Here is a 16,552-nt window from a genome sequence, read left to right as displayed (position 1 = left end):
ATGATGACCACTGCCGTCCTGGTCGTCGCGGCGATCGTGTTCCTGGGCACGGCGTTCGTCCTCACGGCCGCCGAGACGGGCCTCACCTACCTGCCCCGCGCGGACGCCGAGGCCATCGCCCGGGACGCCCCCGACTCCTCCGCCGCCAGGATCCTGGCCACCCCCACCGCGCACCTGCAGGCCCTGCGCTTCTGGAGCGTGTGGTTCGAGACGGCCTCCGCCGTAGCGGTGGCCCTCGCGATGTTCGACGGCCTCGACGACGTCTGGCTCGCCGGCCTCCTGGCCACCGTGGTGATGGCCGCCGTGGGCTTCGTCCTCACCGGGGTCTCCCCGCGCCAGGTCGGGCGAAGCCACGCCGCCGGCACCGTCCGGGCCACCGCCGGCCTGGTGCGCCTGCTGCGCATCGTGCTCGGGCCGGTCCCCGGGATGCTCGTGCGGCTGGGCTCCTCGGGCACCCGGGACGCCGGGAACATCGCCCCCGGCTACCTCACCGAGGAGGAGCTGCTCGAGTTCGTGGACCGGTCCACGGGCCAGGCCCTCATCGAGGACAACGAGGCGGAGCTGCTGCACTCGGTCTTCGACCTCGACGACACCAACGTCCGGGCCGTCATGGTGCCCCGCACCGACATGGTCTCCGTCGACGACGACGACACCGTGGACAACGCCCTGAACCTCTTCTTCCGCTCCGGCTACTCCCGCATCCCGGTGATCGGCGAGAGCGCCGACGACGTCCTCGGCATCCTGTACCAGAAGGACCTCGCCGAGCGGGTGCACCGGCTGGGCACCGGGCTGCGGCTCACCGGGCTTTCCGAGCTCGCCCGCGAGGTCCGCTACGTGCCCGAGTCGAAGAAGGTCAACGAGCTGCTGCGCGAGATGCAGCTCGAGTCGATCCACGTGGCGATCGTCGTCGACGAGTACGGCGGCACCGCCGGGCTGGTGACCCTCGAGGACCTCATCGAGGAGCTGCTCGGCGAGATCGTCGACGAGTACGACCGGGAGAAGCCCGAGGTGGCCGAGCTCGGCGACGGCCGCTACCGGATCTCCGCCCGGCTCAGCGTCGAGGACCTGGGCGACCTGTTCGGCCTCGACCTCGAGGACGACGAGGTGGACACGGCCGGCGGCCTGCTCGCCAAGTCCACCGGCCGGGTGCCCATCGTGGGCTCCCGCGCCACCGTCGAGGGCATCGTCCTCGAGGCCATCACCCTGGAGGGCCGGCGCAACCGGGTGGGCCAGCTCGAGGTCCGCCGGGACCCCGACTGGGTCCCCCCGGGCTCCACAGCCGTGGAGCCCGCCGCCCAGGAGTCCGAGGAGGAGACCCACCACCATGTCTGAGCCCACACCCGCCGTGCCCCCCGGGGTCGGCGATTCCACCACCGGGGAGCCGGTCCCGTTCCGCGCCGGCTTCGCCGTGCTGGTCGGCCGCCCCAACGCCGGGAAGTCCACGCTCACCAACGCCCTGGTCGGGCAGAAGGTCGCGATCACCTCGAGCCGGCCGCAGACCACGCGGCACACCATCCGCGGCATCGTGCACCGGCCCGAGGGCCAGCTCGTGCTCGTGGACACGCCGGGCCTGCACCGGCCGCGGACGCTGCTCGGCGAGCGGCTCAACGACCTCGTGGCGGACACCCTCACGGAGGTCGACGTCATCGGCTTCTGCGTGCCCGCCGACGAGAAGATCGGCCCCGGGGACCGGTTCATCGCCCAGCAGCTCGCGGCCTCCGGCAACAAGCCGGTCGTGGCGATCGTCACGAAGACGGACACCGTCTCCCGCGCCGAGCTCGCCGAGCAGCTGCTGGCGGTCACCGAGCTGGGCCGCTCCGTCATGGAGGCCGAGCACCGGGTCCGCGCCGAGCGCGCCGAACGGGCCGCCCGCAAGCCCCGCCACCGCTCCGCGGCCGCGCACGCGCCCCGTCCCGACGCCGACGACCCGGGCTGGGCCGACGTCATCCCCGTCTCCGCCGTGGACGGCTTCCAGGTCGACGCCCTCGCCGGGCTGCTCATCGGCAGGATGCCGGAGTCCCCGGCCCTGTACCCCGACGGCGAGCTGACCGACGAGCCCGAGATGACGATGGTCGCCGAGCTCGTCCGGGAGGCCGCCCTCGAGGGGGTGCGGGACGAGCTGCCGCACTCCCTCGCGGTCGTGGTCGAGGAGATGGTGCCCCGCGAGGGCCGCCCCGCGGACCGGCCGCTGCTCGACGTGCGGGTCAACGTCTACGTCGAGCGGTCGTCGCAGAAGGCCATCATCATCGGCAAGGGCGGCGCGCGGCTGCGCGAGATCGGCACCCGGTCCCGGACCGCCATCGAGGCGCTGCTGGGCACGAAGGTCTACCTCGACCTGCACGTGAAGATCGCCAAGGAGTGGCAGCGCGACCCCAAGCAGCTGTCCCGCCTGGGCTTCTGAGCCACCCGGGGCCCCCGGATCGCGCCCCCACCCCGCCGCGTCGCCCGCCCCGAGTCCCGGGGCGGGCGACTAGCATGACACCCGGCGCCCCGGCCGGGCGCCGTCCCCCCGACCACGGGCCCCGCGCCCGGGGCCTGCCAGGAGAGAGTCACCGTGTCCTCTACGCCCCCCGCCGCCCACGGACGCCACCGCGCCCGCCGATGGTCCCGGAAGCGCTGGGCCGCCGTCGGGCTGGTCGTCGTCCTGCTCGCGGTCCTCGGGGCCGGCGTGGCCGCGACCTGGCGGCTGCAGTCCAACCTGGACACCTCCCCGCTCGACCTCGGCGACGGGACCGGCCCCGAGGCCGGCCCGCTGGACATCCTCGTGATGGGCACCGACACCCGTGACGGCGAGGGCAACGACCGGTACGGCGACGACGAGGACAGCGCCGGCGCCGGCCTGACCGACGTCATGATGCTGGTGCACGTGAGCGAGGACCGCAGCGGCGTGACCGTGGTGTCCCTGCCGCGCGACCTGGTCGCGGACATCCCGCGCTGCACGGACCCCGAGTCCGGCGAGGTCCACCCGGCGGAGGAGGACGCGATGCTGAACTCGGCGATCGCCAACGGCGGCCCCGGGTGCACGGTCGCCACCGTCAACCAGATGACCGGCCTCAGGATCGACCACTTCATGCTCGCCGACTTCAACGCCGTCAAGGAGCTGTCCTCGACCGTGGGCGGCGTCGAGGTGTGCGTCAACGAGGCCGTCGACGACCCGAAGTCGGGGCTGGAGCTGCCCGCCGGCGTCTCCTCCGTGGAGGGCGAGCAGGCCCTGGCGTTCCTGCGCAGCCGCGCCGCCTTCGGCGACGGCGGGGACACGAGCCGGATCCGCTCCCAGCAGTCGTTCCTCGCGTCCATGGCCCGCAAGATCAAGGACGAGGGGACGCTGTCGGACCTGCCGAAGCTCTACGAGATCGCCGACGTCGCCACCCGCAACCTGCACGTCGACGAGGGGCTCGGCTCCGTCCCGACGGTGGTCGGCCTCGGCACGGCGGTCCGGGGGATCGACCTGGGCAGCATGGTCTTCGTGACGGCGCCCACCGAGCCCTACGCGCTGGACCCCAACCGGCTCCAGCTCGACGCGGACCCGGCCGAGCACCTCTTCGAGGCGCTGCGCGAGGACCGGCCGCTCACGTCGCCCTCCGCGGAGCCGGCCGACGAGCCGACCTCCTCCGCGACCCCGTCGCCCGACGCCGCCGTCCCGGCCCCCACGGTCGACCCGGCCACGGTCCCGCTCACGGTCGCCAACGTCTCCGGCGTCGACGGCCGGGACGCGGACATCGCCGACGTGCTCGAGGACGAGGGCTACACGGCCGTCGAGTCCGGCCCGCAGGCCACCGAGCTGCCGGGCACGCAGATCTTCTTCGGCGCGGGGTGGTACGAGGCGGCCGTCGAGGTCGCCGAGCTGCTCGGCGTCCCCTCCTCGCAGATCGTGCCGACCACCGACGTGGTGGGGGTGTTCGTGTCGGTGGGCCAGGACTTCCGCGAGGGGGACCGGCTCGAGCTCGGGGCGGGGCTGCCCGGGGACCTCAACGGTCAGACCGCGGAGCAGTACACCTGCCAGCAGGCGGCCGGCGACTGGTGAGAACGCGACCCGGCGCGCCGGACACCCCGTGATAGGTTGAACACATGCGGACCGGGACGCTCCTCCTCCTTACGTGCCGCAACGGGGCCTGACCCGAGGACTGGATGGCCGGCCTCCCGTTGCGGAGTTCCTGATGCCCGGCCACCCGCAGACGTCTCGAGCAGAACAGGCCCCTTCCATGCGCAACTACCAGCAGCCCTCCGGCATGCCGATCCACAAGTACGTGCCGTACCAGCAGCAGTTCCCGTTCGACCTCTCCGACCGCACCTGGCCGGACCGGGTGATCACCGAGGCGCCCCGGTGGTGCGCCGTGGACCTGCGGGACGGCAACCAGGCGCTGATCGACCCCATGAACTCCGACCGCAAGCTCAAGATGTTCGAGCTGCTCGTGCGGATGGGCTACAAGGAGATCGAGGTCGGGTTCCCCTCCGCCTCCCAGACCGACTTCGACTTCGTGCGCCGGCTCATCGAGGAGGACCGGATCCCCGACGACGTCACGATCCAGGTCCTGACCCAGTCCCGCGAGCACCTCATCGAGCGCACCTACGAGGCCATCGACGGCGCCGACAAGGCGATCGTGCACCTCTACAACGCGACCTCCACCCTGCAGCGGCGCGTGGTCTTCGACCAGGACATGGACGGGATCGTGGACATCGCCCTCACGGGGGCGCGGCTGTGCCTGAAGTACGAGGAGCAGCTGAAGAACACGTCCGTGACCTACGAGTACTCCCCGGAGTCCTACACCGGCACCGAGCTCGAGTTCGCGGCGCGCATCGCCAACGCCGTGGCCGAGACCTTCGAGATCGGCGGGGACCGGGAGATGATCCTCAACCTGCCCGCCACCGTGGAGATGGCCACCCCCAACGTCTACGCCGACTCCATCGAGTGGATGTGCCGCAACCTCTACAACCGGGACGCCACCGTGGTCTCCCTGCACCCCCACAACGACCGCGGCACCGGCGTGGCGGCGGCCGAGCTGGGCTACCTGGCCGGCGCCGACCGCATCGAGGGCTGCCTGTTCGGCAACGGTGAGCGGACCGGCAACGTGGACCTGGTGACCCTGGGCCTGAACCTGCTGACCCAGGGCGTGGACCCGCAGATCGACTTCTCCGACATCGACGACATCCGCCGGACCGTCGAGTACTGCAACCAGCTGCCCGTCCCCGAGCGGGCCCCCTACGGCGGGGACCTCGTGTTCACGGCGTTCTCCGGCTCCCACCAGGACGCCATCAAGAAGGGCTTCGACCGGATGGCCCGGGACGCGCAGGAGCAGGGCCGGGGCGTCGACGAGCTGGTGTGGGCCGTGCCCTACCTGCCCATCGACCCCAAGGACCTGGGCCGCACCTACGAGGCCGTCATCCGGGTGAACTCGCAGTCCGGCAAGGGCGGGGTCGCCTACCTGCTCGCCAACGAGCACGGGCTGGACCTGCCGCGGCGGGCGCAGATCGAGTTCTCCCGCGTGGTGCAGGAGCACACCGACACCTCCGGCGGGGAGGTCTCCGGCGCGGAGCTGTGGAAGGTGTTCGCGGACGAGTACCTGCCCACCGTCCAGGACGGGGACGCCGGGCGCTGGGGCCGGTACCGGATCACCAACATCACCACGACCTCCGAGGAGGACGGGGAGAGCACCCTCGAGATCGGCCTGGACGTCGACGGCGTCCAGCACCACCGCACGGCGCAGGGCAACGGCCCCATCGAGGCGCTGCAGACGATCCTCGCGTCCGAGGGCGTGGACGTGCGCGTGCTCGACTACAGCGAGCACGCCCTCTCGGCCGGCGGCGACGCCCAGGCGGCCAGCTACGTCGAGGCCGCCGTGGGGGACCGCGTCCTGTGGGGCGTCGGCATCGACGCGAACACCACCCGCGCGTCCCTGAAGGCCCTCGTCTCGGCGGTCAACCGGGCCGTGCGGGACGCCCAGGGCTGAGCGCCCGGCGCACCGTGCGACGGCGGGCCGCCCCGGACGTGGGGCGGCCCGCCGTCGTCGTCCCGCCCGGCCCGTCCCGCTGCGCCGTCGGCCTGCGCCGTCCGCCCCGCGTGGGACAATGATGCGGTGGCCAGGACGACGTTCGCATCACGCAGCTACCGGGACGACGCCGTCGTGCTGCGCACCTACAAGCTCGGCGAGGCCGACCGGATCGTCGTGCTCCTGACCCGGGACCACGGGCAGGTCCGGGCCGTGGCCAAGGGCGTGCGGCGCACGACCTCCCGCTTCGGCTCCCGGCTCGAGCCGTTCAACGTCGCCGAGCTGCAGCTGGTCACCGGTCGCAACCTCGACATCGTCTCCCAGGCGCTGGGCAAGCGCGGCTACGGGTCGGTCATCGCCGCCGACTACGCCAAGTACACCGCCGCCGCGGCCATGACCGAGGCCGCGGAGAAGTTCACGGAGAACGACGACGAGTCCGCGGCCCAGCAGTACCGGCTGCTCGTCGGCGCCCTGTCCGCCCTGGCCCGCGGGCTGCACGAACCCGGGGCCGTCCTGGACTCCTACCTGCTGCGCGCCGTGTCCACGGCCGGGTGGGCCCCGAGCTTCACCGACTGCGCCCGGTGCGGCGCCCCCGGACCGCACGAGGCGTTCTCGGCCCCGCTCGGCGGCGCCGTCTGCCCGGCCTGCCGCCCGCCGGGGGCCGCCGCCCCCGACCCCGCGACCGTCGAGCACCTCTCCGCCCTGCTCACCGGGGCGTGGGAGCGGATCGACGCCGTGGAGCCCCGCACGGCCCGGGCCGCCGCCGGGATCGTGGCCACCTACGTACAGTGGCACCTGGAGAGGGCCGTCCGGTCCCTGAACCTCGTGGAACGGAGCTGACCATGCCCGGCTTTGCCGCCCCGCCCGCCCATCCCAGCGGCGCCAGCGCCCCGCCGATCCCGCGGCAGTTCGTGCCGCAGCACGTGGCCGTGGTCATGGACGGCAACGGGCGCTGGGCGAACCAGCGCGGGCTGCCGCGCAACGAGGGCCACAAGGCGGGGGAGGCGGCCCTGATCGAGGTGATGGCCGGGGCCATCGAGATGGGCATCCCGTACGTCAGCGCCTACGCGTTCTCCACCGAGAACTGGAAGCGCTCCCTGGACGAGGTGACGTTCCTGATGAACTACACCGCCGACGTCATGGAGCGCCAGCTGCCCACCTTCCAGGAGTGGGGCATCCGGATCCGGTGGGCCGGGCGCAAGCCCCGCCTGTGGCGCTCGGTCATCAACCGCCTGGAGGAGGCCGAGCGGGCCACCCGCGACAACGACGTCGTCACCCTCACCATGTGCGTGAACTACGGGGGGCGGGCCGAGATCGCCGACGCCGCGGCCGCCATCGCCGCCGACGCCCGGGCGGGCGTCCTGAACCCGCGGAGCATCGACGAGAAGACCGTCCAGCGCTACCTCGACGAGCCCGACCTGCCGGACGTCGACCTCTTCCTGCGCTCCTCCGGGGAGCAGCGGATCTCCAACTTCCTCCTGTGGCAGTCCGCCTACGCCGAGCTCGTCTTCCAGGACGTGCTCTGGCCGGACGTCGACCGCCGCACCCTGTGGGAGGCCGTGGAGGTCTACGCCCGGCGGGACCGGCGCTACGGCGGAGCCGTCGACCGCGTCGCCGGCCCCGGCGCCTCCGCCTGAGGCCGGCGCCGTCGCAGACCGCGCAGCCAGGCGGCGAGATCCCTCTGCGCGGCCCGGCGCACGGCCTGCCGGGAGAGGTGCACGTCGTGGACGGCGCCCTCGTAGGAGCGCAGCGTCACGTCGGTGCCCAGATCGGGCGCGTGCCGGCGGATCTGCCGGACGTCCAGCACGGTGTCGGCCGAGCGCATCCGCTCGCTCCACCAGGGGCGGATGCACGAGCGGGCCGAGGTCTGCACCAGCACTGGAAGGTGAAGGTTCAAACCCTTCGCCACTTCACCCTGAGCCTGAAGGACAGCGTTGAGCCACCCCGGGGTGATGTCGAAGCTGGTCTCGGGCCGCCACCGGGCGTCGATCGGCCACTCGCCCTCCGCGTGCTCGCTGATCACCCGGTAGTAGTGGCTGCGCAGCCGGGCCCGCACCGGGACGTCCGGGCGCTGCTCGGCGAGCCGGGCCACCAGGCGGCGCAGGACGGCGCCCACGGCGTCGGAGCCGTGGCTGCCGATCCAGGGGGCGTTGAGGGCCAGTCCGTCGAGCCGGTCGGGGTGCCGTGAGGCCCACATCGCCGCGGTGAGCCCCCCGGTCGAGTGGCCCATCAGCACGAGCCGCCCCCGCGGACCGGGCAGACCGTCCTCGGCCATCACGCCGAGCGCCGCGGCGATGTCGTCGTCGTAGTCCGCGAGGTCCGTGGTGTGGCCCGGGCGGCCCTCCTCCACGGCGAGCACCTCGTCGGTGAGGTTCCGGCCGTAGCCGTGCAGGTCCAGGGCGTAGAACGCGTAGCCCGCGGCCGCGCACGTCCGGGCCAGCTCGGCGTTGAAGAAGTAGTCGGACCAGCCGTGCAGGTACAGCACGGCCCCGCGCAGTCGGCCCGGCACGAGCGGGACGTCCCCCGGCCGGTAGCGGACCACCGTGGCGGTGGAGTGGGGGGCGGAGCCGGGGTCCAGGTCCACGGTCCGCGCGCGGAAGCCGGGTCCCAGCACGTCGGGGACCCACGGGTCCGGGGGAGCACCCATGCCCTCACCTCGTGCGGGCGGCCCGTCGGGGCGCCGGTCCGTCAAGCCCCTCCGCGGCCGCCCGGCCGGAGGAGTGCCCTGTGGAAGACTGGGACCATGCGCTTCTACCCTACGTTCTTCACGGCTGTCTTCTCCCGGATGGACCCCGAACGGGCCCACCGGGTCGGGTTCCTCGGGATCCGGGCGGCGCGCGCCGCCCGGATCAGCACCGCGCTGCGGGTCTACACCCGGCCCGATCCCGCGCTCGAGGTGGAGGCGCTGGGCCTGCGGTTCCCGTCCCCGTTCGGGCTGGCGGCCGGTTTCGACAAGGGCGGCGAGGGGATCGGCGCCCTCACCGACCTCGGCTTCGGGCACGTCGAGATCGGCACCGTGACCGCCCAGGCGCAGCCGGGCAACCCCCGGCCCCGTCTGTTCCGGCTCGTCCGGGACCGGGCCGTGATCAACCGGATGGGCTTCAACAACGAGGGTGCGGCGGCCGTGGCCCCGCGCCTCGCGCAGGCGCGCCGCGAGCTCGAGGCGGACCACCGCGGCCGCGCCCGTCCGGTGCTCGGCGTCAACATCGGCAAGACCAAGGCGGTGCCGCTGGAGGACGCGGTGGACGACTACCTGCAGAGCGCCCGGGTCCTCGCCCCCCTCGCGGACTACCTCGTGGTCAACGTGTCCTCGCCCAACACCCCGGGCCTGCGCCAGCTGCAGGAGATCGAGAGCCTGCGGCCGCTGCTCGGCGCGGTGGGCCGCGCGGCCGACGAGGCCGCGGACCGGCACGTCCCGCTGCTCGTGAAGATCGCCCCGGACCTGTCTGACGAGGACGTGCTGGCCGTCGCGGACCTGGCCCTCGACCTGGGCCTGGACGGCATCGTGGCCACCAACACGACCATCGCCCGCACCGCGCTCGGGCTGGCCTCCGATCCCGCCGAGATCGAGGCGCACGGGGCCGGCGGGCTCTCCGGGGCCCCGCTGCGGCGGCGCTCCCTCGAGGTGCTGCGGCTGCTGCGCGAGCGCGTGGGGGACCGGCTGGTGCTGGTCTCCGTGGGCGGGGTGACCACGGCGGAGGACGTCCAGGAGCGCCTCGACGCCGGCGCGACTCTCGTGCAGGGCTACACCGCTTTCCTCTACGAGGGTCCCTTCTGGGCGCGCCGCATCAACCAGGGCCTGGCGCGCCGGGCGGGCCGCGCCTGGAGCTGACGGCTCACCGGGGCTGACGGCTCTCGTTACGACGGGGCGCCGCCGACCGCCGCCCCGTCGGCGGGCACAGGACTGCCCCCGGACCGTGCGGTCCGGGGGCAGTCCTGTCGCGGCCGGGCCCTGCGCCGGGCGCGGGCCGACCGGGGCTCAGGAGGGGCGCTCCCCGCGGGCGACCTGGGGCTTGGGCAGGCGGAGGCGGCGCATCGTGAAGGAGCGCATCGCGGCGTACCAGCGCACGCCGCGCTCCACGGTCCCGAACTTCGCCTGCATGGCCTTCTTCATCCGGGCCGTCGACAGCACGGCGTCCACGATGCCCAGGATCATCAGCGCCCAGATGAGGTAGACGCCGTAGGTGGCCACGTCCTGGACGGGGAAGAACAGGATGACGAGCGCGAGCAGCGCCACAACCATGAGGTACTCGCCCACGTTGATCCGGGAGTCCACCCAGTCCCGCGCGAACCGGCGCTGCGGGCCGCGGTCCCGCGGCCCGAGGAACCGCTCGTCCCCGGCCGCCATGCCGGCCTGCGCCCGCATCCGCTGCTCGCGTGCGGCGTCGCGGGACTGCGCCTTCGCTGCCTTGCGGTCCTCCGGGACCAGGGGCCGGCGCCGGGCCGCCTCCTGCTGCCGGCGGCTGGGCGTGGGCCGGCCCTTGCCCGGGGTCTGCCGCGGGGCGGCCACCGGTTCCGTCGGGGCGGCCGCAGCGGTCACCGACGTGGACCCTGCGCGGTCTGCTTCCTTCTTGCGTCCAAACACCCGTCAAGGATAGCCGACGGACCTGCCGGGCCCCGGACATAGGGTGGGTGCCATGAGCGAGCCCTGTGCCCCGACCGTCCCCGTCCCCGTCGACACCGTGCGCGCGGCCGTGCGCGCGGACATGCCGCGGACCCTCGAGCAGCTCGTCGAGCTGGTCGCGATCCCCGGCATCGCCTGGGAGTCCTTCGACGCCGCGCAGCTCGAGCGCAGTGCGGTGGCCGTGGCCGGCGTGCTCGCGGACGCCGGCCTGGAGGAGGTGGAGATCCTGCGCGTGCCCCTGGGCGACGGGCCGGGACACCCCGCCGTCGTCGCCCACCGCCGGCCCGCGCCCGGCCGGCCGACCGTGCTGCTCTACGCCCACCACGACGTCCAGCCCCCGGGCCGGCGCGAGCTGTGGGACTCCGAACCGTTCGTCGCCGAGGAGCGCGACGGCCGCCTGTACGGGCGGGGCGCGGCCGACGACAAGGCCGGGGTGATGGCCCACGCCGCCGCCCTGCGCGCCGCGACCGCCCACCGCGGCGACGACTTCGGCCTCGGCGTGACCGTCTTCGTGGAGGGGGAGGAGGAGGCCGGCTCCCCGTCCTTCCGGGACTTCCTGGAGGCCCACCGGGAACGGCTGGCCGCGGACGTCATCGTGATCGCGGACTCCGCCAACTGGGAGGTCGGCGTGCCCGCCCTGACCACGAGCCTGCGCGGGATGGTCGGCGCCGTCGTGGAGCTGTCCGTGCTCGAGCACGCCGTGCACTCGGGCATGTACGGCGGCCCGGTCCTGGACGCACCCACGCTGCTGGCCCGGCTCATCGCGACCTTGCACGACGACGACGGCGCGGTCGCCGTCGAGGGGCTGCTCGCCGAGGACCGCACCGACCTGGTCTACGACGAGGAGCGGTTCCGGGCCGACGCGGCGGTCCTGGAGGGCGTCCGGCTGGCCGGGCGCGGTTCGATCGCCTCCCGGCTCTGGACGCAGCCCGCGCTGTCGGTCACGGGCATGGACGTCACGCCCGTGGACACCGCCGCCAACACCATCGCCGCATCCGCCCGCGCGAAGCTGAGCCTGCGCACGGCGCCGGGCCAGGATCCCGCCGAGGCCGCGGAGGCCCTCCGGCGCCACGTGGAGGAGCACGCCCCGTTCGGGGCGCACGTGCGCTTCGAGCTCGAGGAGACGGGACAGTCCTTCCGCACCGACATGAGCTCGGAGTCCGCGCGGATCGCCCGGTGGGCGCTGGGGGAGGCGTGGGGCCGGCCCGCCGTGGAGACGGGCATCGGCGGCTCCATCCCCTTCACCGCGGACCTCCTGGAGGTCTATCCTGAGGCCGGCATCCTCATCACGGGCGTCGAGGACCCGGACTCCCGGGCGCACAGCGCCAACGAGTCGCTGCACCTGGCGGAGTTCGAGCGCGCGGTGGTCGCGGAGACGCTGATGCTGCTCGCCCTCGACGACGCCGCCCGCCCCGGGCGGCGGATCCGGGAATGAACCCGATCGCCTATCCGTTGTGCCCGTGACAGACCCGCCGCCGGTCCGACCCCGTGCGGCACCCCTCCACAGAAAGTGAGCATCATGAGCGTCACGACCGAGAACGGCGCCGCAGTGGACGGCCTGCCCACCCACGGCGTCCAGCTGACCGACGTCGCGTCCCAGAAGGTCCGCGCCCTGCTCGAGCAGGAGGGCCGCACCGACCTCCGGCTGCGCGTGGCGGTCCAGCCCGGCGGCTGCTCGGGCCTCATCTACCAGCTGTACTTCGACGAGCGCATCCTGGACGGGGACTCCGTGCGGGACTTCGGCGGCGTCGAGGTCATCGTGGACAAGATGAGCGTGCCCTACCTCGAGGGCTCCACGGTCGACTTCGAGGACACGATCTCCAAGCAGGGGTTCTCGATCGACAACCCCAACGCGGGGGGTTCCTGCGCCTGCGGCGACTCCTTCCACTGAGTCCGTCCGCTCCTCCCGAGAGGCCCGTCGTCCGTCCGGACGGCGGGCCTCTCGGCGTTTCCGGGGGGTCCCGCAGACCGCTCCAAGAGGGGCCTCCGAGCGCCGCGCGGAAGCTGACACTGTGTCACCAGATGTCAGCGACACGGGGTAAGCTCGGAGGGAAACATTCCACCTGACTGTGTCCGGGCTCTTCGAATCGGGGCCTTCGGCGCGCAGACGACGAGCACGAGAAGAAGAGGAAGGGCCGTCTGTGAGTTCGCACACACGAACCGACAGCCTCCGGCGCCGCACGGCGAAGGTGTCTGCGGTAGCAGTCCTGGCAGCAACCGCGCTGACGGGTTGCTCGGAAGAGGCGAAGCTCGGCTGGATGCCCACCGAGCGTGGCACCACCGACAACGCCGACATGATCCTCGACCTGTGGGTCGGGTCCTGGATCGCGGCCCTCGTCGTGGGACTGGTGACCTGGGGCCTCATGCTCTGGTGCATGATCGCCTACCGCCGGCGCAAGAACGAGACCGGCTACCCGCGCCAGGTGGCGTACCACGCCCCGCTCGAGGTCTTCTACACGATCGTCCCGATCGCCCTGATCATGTCCCTGTTCTTCTTCACCGAGCGGACCCAGGCCGAGATCACGGCCCAGCACGACAACCCGGACGTGACCGTCCAGGTCTACGGCAAGCAGTGGGCCTGGGACTTCAACTACCTGACCGACGACGTCTGGGACACCGGCATCCAGGGCCACCTCGACGGCGAGGAGGGCGTCCCCGAGCGGGTGCCCACCCTGTACCTGCCCGTCGACAGCGACGTCGAGCTGCAGGTCACCTCCCGCGACGTCATCCACTCCTTCTGGGTCCCCGCGTTCCTCGAGAAGGCGGACATGTTCCCGGGACGCACCAACAACATCAGCATCACCACGGGCCGTGAGGGCGAGTACTTCGGCAAGTGCGCCGAGTTCTGCGGCGAGTACCACTCGGAGATGCTGTTCAACGTCAACGTGGTCAGCCAGGCCGAGTACGACGCCCACATCCAGTCCTTGCGCGACGCCGGCCAGACCGGGGCCCTGGGCGAGGAGTACAGCCGCGACTCCTACCCGGGCGCGGACGACCAGCAGCAAGAATCTTTTAACAACTAAGGAGTACCGGTGTCCACACTCGAGTATTCACGGGACGAGGCAGCCACTGTCGCTCCGCGCGTGGTGCCCCGGTCCAAGGGACGGATGGTCGTCAACTGGATCACGTCCACCGACCACAAGACGATCGGGTACATGTACCTGATCTCCTCCTTCGCCTTCTTCTGCATCGCCGGCGTCATGGCGCTGCTGATCCGCGCCGAGCTCTTCGAGCCGGGCATGCAGATCCTGGAGACCAAGGAGCAGTACAACCAGCTGTTCACCATGCACGGCACGCTGATGCTGCTGATGTTCGGCACCCCGCTGTTCGTCGGCTTCGCCAACGTCATCGTCCCGCTGCAGATCGGCGCCCCCGACGTGGCGTTCCCGCGGCTGAACGCGCTGGCGTTCTGGTTCTTCCTGTTCGGCTCGCTGATCGCCACCGCCGGGTTCCTCACCCCCCAGGGCGCGGCCTCCTTCGGCTGGTTCGCGTACACGCCGTTGAGCAACTCCTCGTTCTCGCCCGGCGCCGGTGGTGACCTCTGGGTCTTCGGCCTCGCCCTGTCCGGCTTCGGCACGATCATGGGCGGCGTCAACTTCATCACCACGATCATCGCGATGCGCGCCCCCGGCATGACCGTGTGGCGGATGGGCCTGTTCACCTGGAACACGCTCATCACCTCGCTGCTCGTGATCATGGTGTTCCCGCCGCTGGCCGCCGCGCTGTTCGCGCTGGGCATGGACCGGACCCTGGGCGGGCACATCTTCGATCCGGCCAACGGGGGAGCGGTGCTGTGGCAGCACCTCTTCTGGTTCTTCGGCCACCCCGAGGTGTACGTGCTCGCGCTGCCGTTCTTCGGCATCGTCTCCGAGATCATCCCGGTGTTCTCCCGCAAGCCGCTGTTCGGCTACAAGGGCCTGGTGTTCGCGACCATCGCGATCGCCGCCCTGTCGGTGACCGTGTGGGCCCACCACATGTACGTCACCGGGGCCGTGATGCTGAGCTTCTTCGCGTTCATGACCATGATGATCGCGGTGCCCACCGGCGTGAAGTTCTTCAACTGGATCGGCACGATGTGGCAGGGCTCGATCACCTTCGAGACGCCGATGCTGTGGGTCCTGGGCTTCATGTTCACGTTCCTCTTCGGCGGCCTGACCGGCGTCATCCTGGCCACCCCGCCGCTGGACTTCCACGTCTCCGACTCGTACTTCGTGGTCGCCCACTTCCACTACGTCATATTCGGCACCGTGGTGTTCGGCATGTTCGCCGGGTTCTACTTCTGGTGGCCCAAGTTCACCGGCAAGATGCTCAACGAGCGGATCGGCAAGATCCACTTCTGGCTGCTGTTCCTCGGCTTCCACATGACCTTCCTGATCCAGCACTGGCTGGGCGTGGACGGCATGCCGCGCCGCTACGCGGACTACCTGCCGGAGGACAACTTCACCTGGATGAACCAGATCTCCACGGTCGGGGCGATGCTCCTCGGCGTCTCGATGATCCCGTGGTTCTGGAACGTCTACACGACCTGGCGCAACGGCACCAAGGTCGAGGTCGACGACCCCTGGGGCTTCGGCGGATCGCTGGAGTGGGCCACGTCCTGCCCGCCGCCGCGGCACAACTTCACCTCGCTGCCGCGCATCCGGTCCGAGCGGCCGGCGCTGGACCTGCACCACCCGGAGCTGGCCGCGGAGTCCCCGCAGCAGTCCCCGGTCGACGACGGCGCCATCGCCACGCGGAAGGGCTGAGCATGAAACTCTCCATCAAACTGTTCATCCTCATCGGGGGCTTCAGCCTCCTGGTGGCCGCGGTCTACGGCTTCCTCACGCGGTTCGACGAGCTCGTCGGGTTCCCGGCGCTGCTGGCCGTCGGCGCCATGTCCTTCATGCTGGCCGTCTACCTGTGGCTCGTGAACCGCAACACCGGTGGCGTCCTCCCCGAGGACAAGCTCGACGGCGAGATCGTCGAGTCCGCCGGCGAGTACGGACACTTCTCCCCGTGGAGCTGGTGGCCCCTGCTGCTCGGGACCGGCTGCGCCCTCGCGTTCACGGCGCTGGCCATGGGCTGGTGGATCCTCGGCCTCGCCGCCCCCCTGGCGGTGCTCGGCCTGGTCGGTCTGATCTTCGAGTACTCCCGCGGCGACCACGCCCACTGACACGGGCGGCTGAACGCCGACCGTCGACAAGGCCCCGGACACCCCAGGTGTCCGGGGCCTTTCGCGTCCCCGCGCTGCGGGCGGCCGTGGCCCGTCCCGGGGGAGACCTGAGCGGGCCACAGCGTGCCTCGGGCACGAAGCTGACGGCGGGGGAGCCGCTGCCGCGGCAGGCCCTTGAGCAGGCCGGCGACGACGCTCCGTGCGACGGGTGCCTGGTGCCCCAGGGCCCGAGGCAGAACCTCGGGTGGAGCCAGGGCCGGGTTCCCGGGAACCGGGGCCCGCTGCCGCCCGCGACCTCGACGACACGGTCCGGAGCAGCGGCCCGGTCACTCCGCCACGAGCGGCCCGGTGCGTCGTCCGGAGGCTCCGGTGCGTCGTTCAGGGGTTCCGGCGCGATCGGACGGACGATGCCGGATGGCACGTGGTGCACCGGTCGAAGGTCGAGGCGCACGACCATCCCCGGGCGGTGCACCCTGGCGACCGTCCGGACTGCGTCCTCTGCCTGGTCATGGTGCGCCTCGAGCGGCTCGGTGTTCCGCGCGGGACCGTTCTCGACGCTGACCGGGTCGTCACCGCCGCGCCGCAGGCTCCGCGATGCCAGAGGACACGGAGCGTCCTCCCGCGTCCGTCCGGTGCCGGACCAGCCCGCCGGGCCTGGGGGCCGCCGGAGACGCCTCGGAGACGCCTCGGAGACGCCTCGGAGACGCCTCGGAGACGCCTGTCGACGCCGGACGAATACTGAGCAGATGCGACGGTCGAAAAGTGAGCACTCGACGATTGGAGTGTGAT

14 protein-coding genes are annotated in these 16,552 nt (G+C 72.1%); 12 read left to right on the top strand and 2 right to left on the bottom strand.

What is annotated here, in order from left to right; translation table 11 throughout:
* The 6 genes from RF640_RS13650 (at position 1) to RF640_RS13625 (ending at position 7,624) form a co-directional block, all read left to right on the top strand.
* Positions 1-1,332, top strand: coding sequence for a hemolysin family protein (locus RF640_RS13650; RefSeq protein ID WP_017833980.1), 1,332 nt, complete (start codon positions 1-3; stop codon positions 1,330-1,332).
* Positions 1,325-2,401, top strand: a complete 1,077-nt coding sequence (locus tag RF640_RS13645; RefSeq protein WP_249033803.1) for a GTPase Era — start codon at positions 1,325-1,327, stop codon at positions 2,399-2,401. Before RF640_RS13650 ends, RF640_RS13645 begins: the two co-directional genes overlap by 8 nt.
* A gap of 153 nt (positions 2,402-2,554) precedes the next feature.
* Entirely contained in the window at positions 2,555-4,024 is a 1,470-nt protein-coding gene (locus tag RF640_RS13640) for an LCP family protein (RefSeq protein ID WP_035928444.1), read from the top strand.
* Between the two features lie 178 nt (positions 4,025-4,202).
* A complete protein-coding gene (leuA, locus tag RF640_RS13635) occupies positions 4,203-5,948 on the top strand; it encodes a 2-isopropylmalate synthase (RefSeq protein WP_017833983.1) in 1,746 nt (581 codons plus the stop codon).
* Between the two features lie 126 nt (positions 5,949-6,074).
* Positions 6,075-6,827 carry a DNA repair protein RecO gene (gene recO, locus RF640_RS13630; RefSeq protein WP_017833984.1) on the top strand — a complete coding sequence of 251 codons (753 nt, stop codon included), beginning with the start codon at positions 6,075-6,077 and terminating at the stop codon, positions 6,825-6,827.
* Positions 6,828-6,829: 2 nt separating this feature from the next.
* Positions 6,830-7,624, top strand: a complete 795-nt coding sequence (locus tag RF640_RS13625; RefSeq protein WP_017833985.1) for an isoprenyl transferase — start codon at positions 6,830-6,832, stop codon at positions 7,622-7,624.
* On the opposite strand, the gene RF640_RS13620 is transcribed toward RF640_RS13625, so the two are convergent.
* Entirely contained in the window at positions 7,576-8,634 is a 1,059-nt protein-coding gene (locus RF640_RS13620) for an alpha/beta hydrolase (protein ID WP_109222623.1), read from the bottom strand. The two genes, RF640_RS13625 and RF640_RS13620, sit on opposite strands and share 49 nt — an antisense overlap.
* 96 nt (positions 8,635-8,730) lie before the next feature.
* On the opposite strand from RF640_RS13620, the gene RF640_RS13615 reads away from it, so the two are divergent.
* Entirely contained in the window at positions 8,731-9,819 is a 1,089-nt protein-coding gene (locus RF640_RS13615; RefSeq protein ID WP_017833987.1) for a quinone-dependent dihydroorotate dehydrogenase, read from the top strand.
* Positions 9,820-9,966: 147 nt separating this feature from the next.
* Here the strand turns inward: RF640_RS13615 and RF640_RS13610 are convergent, their stop codons facing one another.
* On the bottom strand, positions 9,967-10,572 hold the full coding sequence (locus tag RF640_RS13610; protein WP_031283270.1) for a DUF3043 domain-containing protein: 606 nt from the start codon (positions 10,570-10,572) through the stop codon (positions 9,967-9,969).
* Positions 10,573-10,624: 52 nt separating this feature from the next.
* Here RF640_RS13610 and RF640_RS13605 point away from each other — a divergent pair, with 52 nt between their 5' ends.
* The 5 genes from RF640_RS13605 to RF640_RS13585 all read left to right on the top strand — a co-directional run bounded on the left by RF640_RS13605 (position 10,625) and on the right by RF640_RS13585 (position 15,763).
* Entirely contained in the window at positions 10,625-12,046 is a 1,422-nt protein-coding gene (locus tag RF640_RS13605; protein ID WP_017833989.1) for a dipeptidase, read from the top strand.
* Positions 12,047-12,130: 84 nt separating this feature from the next.
* Entirely contained in the window at positions 12,131-12,502 is a 372-nt protein-coding gene (locus tag RF640_RS13600) for an iron-sulfur cluster assembly accessory protein (protein WP_017833990.1), read from the top strand.
* A 250-nt stretch (positions 12,503-12,752) separates the two neighbouring features.
* Positions 12,753-13,634 carry a cytochrome c oxidase subunit II gene (gene coxB, locus RF640_RS13595; protein WP_031283271.1) on the top strand — a complete coding sequence of 294 codons (882 nt, stop codon included), beginning with the start codon at positions 12,753-12,755 and terminating at the stop codon, positions 13,632-13,634.
* A gap of 9 nt (positions 13,635-13,643) precedes the next feature.
* Positions 13,644-15,356, top strand: a complete 1,713-nt coding sequence (ctaD, locus tag RF640_RS13590; RefSeq protein WP_095651087.1) for a cytochrome c oxidase subunit I — start codon at positions 13,644-13,646, stop codon at positions 15,354-15,356.
* 2 nt (positions 15,357-15,358) lie between these two features.
* The gene (locus RF640_RS13585; protein ID WP_368828158.1) at positions 15,359-15,763 is read left to right on the top strand and encodes a cytochrome c oxidase subunit 4; all 405 of its coding nucleotides are present in this window, start codon (positions 15,359-15,361) and stop codon (positions 15,761-15,763) included.
* The last annotated feature ends 789 nt before the right edge of the window (positions 15,764-16,552 follow it).

Origin of the sequence: Kocuria sp. CPCC 205231 (assembly GCF_040980965.1) — a bacterium.
Classification (GTDB): domain Bacteria; phylum Actinomycetota; class Actinomycetes; order Actinomycetales; family Micrococcaceae; genus Kocuria; species Kocuria rosea.
This window is presented reverse-complemented; position numbering and strand designations above follow the sequence as displayed.